Consider the following 6,000-nt stretch of genomic DNA (forward strand, 5'->3'; position numbering starts at 1 on the left):
TGCACACAAAATAAATATTATCCGGCGCTGGGATTCGCAGTGGGGAAGTGGCAGTAAAGTGGTTGGAGGGGGAGCATATTGTCAGATAAGTTTAATATGGTGATGTAGTGTATGAGGAAAGGATTTTTTGGTTATGATAAAAATATGAAAAAATACTGTAAAATTCACGAGAAATCCCTTGACAGTGCGAGTTTTGCGGGATATAATAAGCAAGCGTGCAAAAGGAGCGTTTAATTTTTTTGCGCGTAATTACACGAATAGCAACCGCAAGGCCCCATAGAAAAATCTATGGAGAAATAAATCGGGAGGTGAAATGGAATGCCAACATTCAACCAGTTAGTAAGAAAAGGACGCCAGACATCTGTAAAGAAATCTACAGCTCCGGCTCTCCAGAAAACATTCAACTCTTTAAGAAAGAAAGCAGTTGAACAGTCTGCACCACAGAAACGTGGCGTTTGTACAGCAGTTAAGACTGCAACTCCTAAGAAGCCTAACTCAGCTCTTAGAAAAATCGCCAGAGTTCGTCTTTCCAACGGAATCGAAGTAACAAGCTACATCCCAGGAGAAGGTCACAATCTTCAGGAGCATAGCGTTGTTCTTATCCGTGGTGGAAGGGTTAAGGACTTACCTGGTACAAGATACCACATCATCAGAGGTACTCTTGATACTGCAGGTGTTGCTAACAGAAAACAGGCCCGTTCTAAATACGGCGCTAAGAGACCGAAAAAGAAATAATTCTAAAAAGGTTTCATAAGAATTTTAAGAACTGATCCTATTGTTTAGGACAGCAGGAATTAATCAATCGAAAATTCACGGAAGACTAGAACTATGAATTTGTACGGTATTCCATATACCCTGCCGGTTGCGGGTTAAATATAGGACCTTACCAGTGCGAACATGCAATAGTTATCTGCGTGAGTACCGATGATTTAATCACAATGATTAAGGAGGGAAGTAACGTGCCACGTAAAGGACATACTCAGAAAAGAGACGTTCTGGCAGATCCAATGTACAACAATAAAGTGGTTACCAAACTTATCAATAACATCATGTTAGACGGTAAGAAAGGTGTAGCACAGAAAATTGTTTACGGTGCATTCGCCAGAATCGAAGAAAAAGCTGGTAAACCAGCACTTGAAGTTTTCGAAGAGGCTATGAATAACATCATGCCACTTCTTGAAGTAAAAGCTAGACGTATCGGTGGTGCTACTTATCAGGTTCCGATCGAGGTAAGAGCAGACAGACGTCAGGCACTGGCTCTTCGCTGGTTAACAATGTTCTCTCGTAAAAGAGGCGAGAAAACAATGGAAGAAAGACTTGCAAATGAGCTTTTAGATGCAATGAACAACACAGGTGCATCCGTTAAGAGAAAAGAAGACATGCACAAGATGGCTGAAGCAAATAAAGCATTTGCTCACTATCGCTTCTAATATAGGAGGAAAATCCATTGGCTAAAGAGGGAAGAGAATATCCATTAGAGCGTACCAGAAATATTGGTATTATGGCTCATATCGATGCGGGTAAAACAACTCTTACAGAACGTATCCTGTATTATACAGGTGTCAACTATAAGATTGGTGATACTCATGAAGGTACTGCTACCATGGACTGGATGGAACAGGAGCAGGAGAGAGGTATCACAATCACTTCAGCGGCTACAACATGTCACTGGACTCTGGAAGAGAACTGCAAACCGAAGCCAGGTGCTCTGGAACATCGTATCAACATCATTGATACCCCAGGTCACGTTGACTTCACAGTAGAAGTTGAGCGTTCTCTTCGTGTACTTGACGGTGCTGTCGGCGTTTTCTGTGCTAAGGGTGGTGTTGAACCGCAGTCTGAAAACGTATGGCGTCAGGCCGACACTTACAATGTACCACGTATGGCATTCATCAACAAGATGGATATCCTTGGTGCAAACTTCTACGGTGCAGTAGAGCAGATCAAGACTCGTCTTGGTAAAAACGCAATCTGCTTACAGCTGCCAATCGGAAAAGAAGATGATTTCAAAGGAATCATTGACTTATTCGAAATGAAAGCTTACATCTACAACGATGAAAAAGGTGATGACATCTCCATCGTTGATATTCCTGAAGACATGAAGGAAGATGCTGAGCTTTATCATACAGAGCTCATTGAGAAAATCTGTGAGCTTGATGACGACTTAATGATGGAATATCTTGACGGTGAAGAACCAACTGTTGAGAGACTGAAAGCAACATTAAGAAAAGCGACATGCGAGTGTACAGCTGTTCCGGTTTGCTGTGGTTCTGCTTACAGAAACAAAGGTGTTCAGAAGCTTCTTGATGCTATCCTTGAGTATATGCCGGCTCCTACAGACATTCCTCCAATCCAGGGAACTGATCTGGACGGTAACGAAGTAGTGAGACATTCTTCTGATGAAGAACCATTCTCAGCTCTGGCATTTAAGATCATGACAGACCCATTCGTTGGTAAACTTGCATATTTCCGTGTATACTCCGGTACAATGAATTCCGGTTCTTATGTACTTAACGCTACTAAGGACAAGAAAGAACGTGTTGGACGTATCCTTCAGATGCATGCTAACAAACGTATGGAACTTGATAAAGTATATTCCGGTGATATCGCTGCAGCGATCGGATTTAAATTCACAACAACTGGTGATACAATCTGTGACGAGCAGCATCCGGTAATCCTGGAGTCCATGGAATTCCCAGAACCAGTTATCGAGCTGGCTATCGAGCCTAAGACTAAAGCTGGACAGGGTAAACTTGGTGAAGCTCTTGCAAAACTTGCAGAAGAAGACCCGACATTCCGTGCACATACAGATCAGGAAACAGGACAGACCATTATCGCTGGTATGGGTGAGCTTCATCTGGATATCATCGTTGACCGTCTCCTTCGTGAATTCAAGGTAGAGGCTAACGTAGGTGCTCCTCAGGTTGCTTACAAAGAAACAATCACCAAACCTGTTGATGTAGACAGCAAGTATGCAAAACAGTCCGGTGGTCGTGGACAGTATGGTCACTGTAAAGTTAAATTCCAGCCTATGGATGCCAACGGAGAAGAACTGTACAAGTTCGAATCCACAGTTGTTGGTGGTGCTATTCCGAAGGAATACATCCCTGCAGTTGGCGAAGGTATCGAAGAGGCTATGAAAGCCGGTATCCTTGGCGGATTCCCGGTAGTTGGCGTATATGCTAACGTATATGATGGTTCTTACCATGAAGTCGACTCTTCTGAAATGGCATTCCACATTGCAGGTTCTCTTGCATTCAAGGATGCTATGCAGAAAGCAGCTCCTGTACTTCTTGAGCCGATCATGAAGGTAGAGGTTACAACACCTGAAGATTACATGGGTGATGTAATCGGTGATATCAACTCCCGTCGTGGACGTATCGAGGGTATGGAAGATATCGGCGGTGGTAAGATGATCCGCGGATATGTACCGCTTTCCGAAATGTTCGGATATGCTACAGACCTTCGTTCCAGAACACAGGGACGTGGTAACTACTCTATGTTCTTTGAGAAATATGAGCAGGTTCCGAAGTCTGTACAGGAAAAAATCCTTTCTAAGAAAGACTGATAATTATTGATCATCTGCAGTCTGCCGGTATTTAAAGCCGGCAGGGTGTAGGAGATATAAAGTTACTGTTCACTATGTTCTCAGTAATGTGTGAACTGTAATGATACAACAATTGATAATAATACACTGTTTATAGTGTGAAACTTATCAAATTGTATAAAATGCTTGCAAATATTCCGGTTATGCAATATAATCAAGGATAGCAAGTTTAAAACCGAAAAAGGCGCTCTATAATAATATAAGAGCCAAATGTTTTAAGGAGGACGTTTTAAAATGGCAAAAGCTAAGTTTGAGAGAACAAAACCGCATTGTAACATTGGTACCATCGGACACGTTGACCATGGTAAAACAACTTTAACAGCAGCTATCACAAAAGTTCTGTCTGAAAGAGTTGCTGGTAACACAGCTACAGATTTCGCTAATATCGATAAAGCTCCGGAAGAAAGAGAACGTGGTATCACAATTTCTACAGCACACGTTGAGTATGAAACAGAGCATAGACACTATGCACACGTTGACTGCCCAGGCCATGCTGACTACGTTAAGAACATGATCACAGGTGCAGCTCAGATGGATGGTGCTATCCTCGTTGTTGCTGCTACAGATGGTGTTATGGCTCAGACTAAAGAGCACATCCTTCTTTCCCGTCAGGTAGGTGTTCCTTACATCGTTGTATTCATGAACAAATGTGATATGGTTGATGATGAAGAACTTCTTGAACTGGTAGAAATGGAAATCCGTGAACTCTTAAGCGAGTATGACTTCCCAGGAGATGACATCCCGGTTATCCGTGGATCAGCTCTTAAAGCTCTTGAAGATCCGAGTAGCGAGTGGGGAGACAAGATCATGGAACTTATGGATGCTGTTGACAGCTACATTCCAGACCCACAGCGTGACACAGATAAACCATTCGTAATGCCTGTAGAGGATGTATTCTCTATCACAGGTCGTGGTACAGTTGCTACTGGTAGAGTAGAGGCTGGTGTACTTCACGTATCTGACGAAGTTGAAATCGTTGGTATCAAAGAAGAAACACGTAAAGTTGTTGTAACTGGTATCGAAATGTTCCGTAAACTCCTTGATGAAGCTCAGGCTGGTGATAACATCGGTGCACTTCTTCGTGGTGTTCAGAGAAACGAAATCGAGCGTGGACAGGTTCTTGCTAAACCAGGAACACTTACATGCCATACAAAATTCACAGCTCAGGTTTACGTTCTGACAAAAGATGAAGGTGGACGTCATACTCCATTCTTCAACAACTATCGTCCACAGTTCTACTTCAGAACAACAGACGTAACAGGTGTTTGCAACCTTCCAGAAGGAACAGAAATGTGCATGCCTGGAGATAACATCGAAATGACAATCGAACTGATCCACCCAATCGCTATGGCTCAGGGTCTTACTTTCGCTATCCGTGAAGGTGGACGTACTGTAGGATCAGGACGTGTTGCTACAGTTATCGAATAATTTTAGCATAACATCTTAAATTATATATATTGAGTACCGCAAGGTACATTGTGTCCAAACGTAAGATACCCCGGAACCGTAAGGTTTCCGGGGTTTTTCTGTTGCCTGGAAACATAAAAATTATGAAAAATAATTCTATATTAAAATATGGATATTTGATGAAATCTTTGCTGTTGAATGAAGAAGAACCGATATATGGAAAATATGGAATGTTGCGAAAACAGTTCCTGAAGGAACACAGATCAGCAAAATATCAATACTTGCTATTGACTGGAAAGCTGACGGAACACCTGAATCAGATTGATCAGGAAGCCAGAAAGCAGGTGGAAATACTTATGGAACAGATGGTGAAAAAACAGGGTGCGACGGAAGAATTAAAGGCACAGGATCAGATGAAGTGGGTTAGATTAATGATTAATATAAAATCCAGTGCAGAAGAAATTGTAGTGAAAAATACGATATATATGTAGGTGGAAATAGGCGGTCGAAAAGGATCGCTTTTTTCTGTTTTGTGTGTATTGGAATAGTATTTTAAAATGAACTATGGTAGAATAAAGTAAAGACAAATCGAGAGCTTTTGGATAAAATTTTGAAAATTATCGAGGAAGTTACTATGAAAAAATGTAGATATTGTGGCAAAGAATTAGATAGTAATTTGGAATTTTGTAGCAGTGAGTGCGAAAACAGCTATAGAAAGATAATTGAAAAAGATAGACATAAAATTAAGTATTTCATTTCGGGCATTATTTTAGGGTTTTTAGCTATGTTTTATGGTGTTGTGTCAAGCAGCAATTGCATGATTGGAAGTGGAATTATAGTAATGGGGGTCACTGTTGTTTTGCTTCCATTTACTACTTCAGAAACAACTGCTTTATTTGGAAATAAAAAGGCGAGATTTATTGGAAGAATACTAGAGCGTGTCTGAAAAACATTTTAAATTGTTTATTTTAACCAAATTAATATTG

At 41.2% G+C, this 6,000-nt stretch carries 6 protein-coding genes; all 6 read left to right on the forward strand.

The features are described 5' to 3' along the window. The first annotated feature begins 318 nt into the window (after positions 1-318). The 6 genes from rpsL (at position 319) to LJE09_RS13945 (ending at position 5,960) form a co-directional block, all read left to right on the forward strand. On the forward strand, positions 319-735 hold the full coding sequence (gene rpsL, locus LJE09_RS13920; RefSeq protein ID WP_008705161.1) for a 30S ribosomal protein S12: 417 nt from the start codon (positions 319-321) through the stop codon (positions 733-735). A 224-nt stretch (positions 736-959) separates the two neighbouring features. Continuing rightward, on the forward strand, positions 960-1,430 hold the full coding sequence (gene rpsG, locus LJE09_RS13925; protein WP_020993199.1) for a 30S ribosomal protein S7: 471 nt from the start codon (positions 960-962) through the stop codon (positions 1,428-1,430). 17 nt (positions 1,431-1,447) lie between these two features. After that, positions 1,448-3,568, forward strand: coding sequence for an elongation factor G (fusA, locus tag LJE09_RS13930; RefSeq protein ID WP_025580135.1), 2,121 nt, complete (start codon positions 1,448-1,450; stop codon positions 3,566-3,568). 273 nt (positions 3,569-3,841) lie between these two features. Continuing rightward, on the forward strand, positions 3,842-5,035 hold the full coding sequence (gene tuf / locus LJE09_RS13935; RefSeq protein ID WP_019163091.1) for an elongation factor Tu: 1,194 nt from the start codon (positions 3,842-3,844) through the stop codon (positions 5,033-5,035). Positions 5,036-5,157: 122 nt separating this feature from the next. Next, positions 5,158-5,505 (forward strand): TnpV protein, encoded by a 348-nt coding sequence (locus LJE09_RS13940; RefSeq protein WP_044951535.1) that lies wholly within the window; start codon positions 5,158-5,160, stop codon positions 5,503-5,505. A 143-nt stretch (positions 5,506-5,648) separates the two neighbouring features. Then, positions 5,649-5,960 carry a DUF2116 family Zn-ribbon domain-containing protein gene (locus LJE09_RS13945; protein WP_118670399.1) on the forward strand — a complete coding sequence of 104 codons (312 nt, stop codon included), beginning with the start codon at positions 5,649-5,651 and terminating at the stop codon, positions 5,958-5,960. Positions 5,961-6,000: the final 40 nt, after the last annotated feature.

Source organism: Blautia sp. DFI.3.45, assembly GCF_020593505.1.
GTDB lineage: Bacteria > Bacillota > Clostridia > Lachnospirales > Lachnospiraceae > Blautia_A > Blautia_A wexlerae.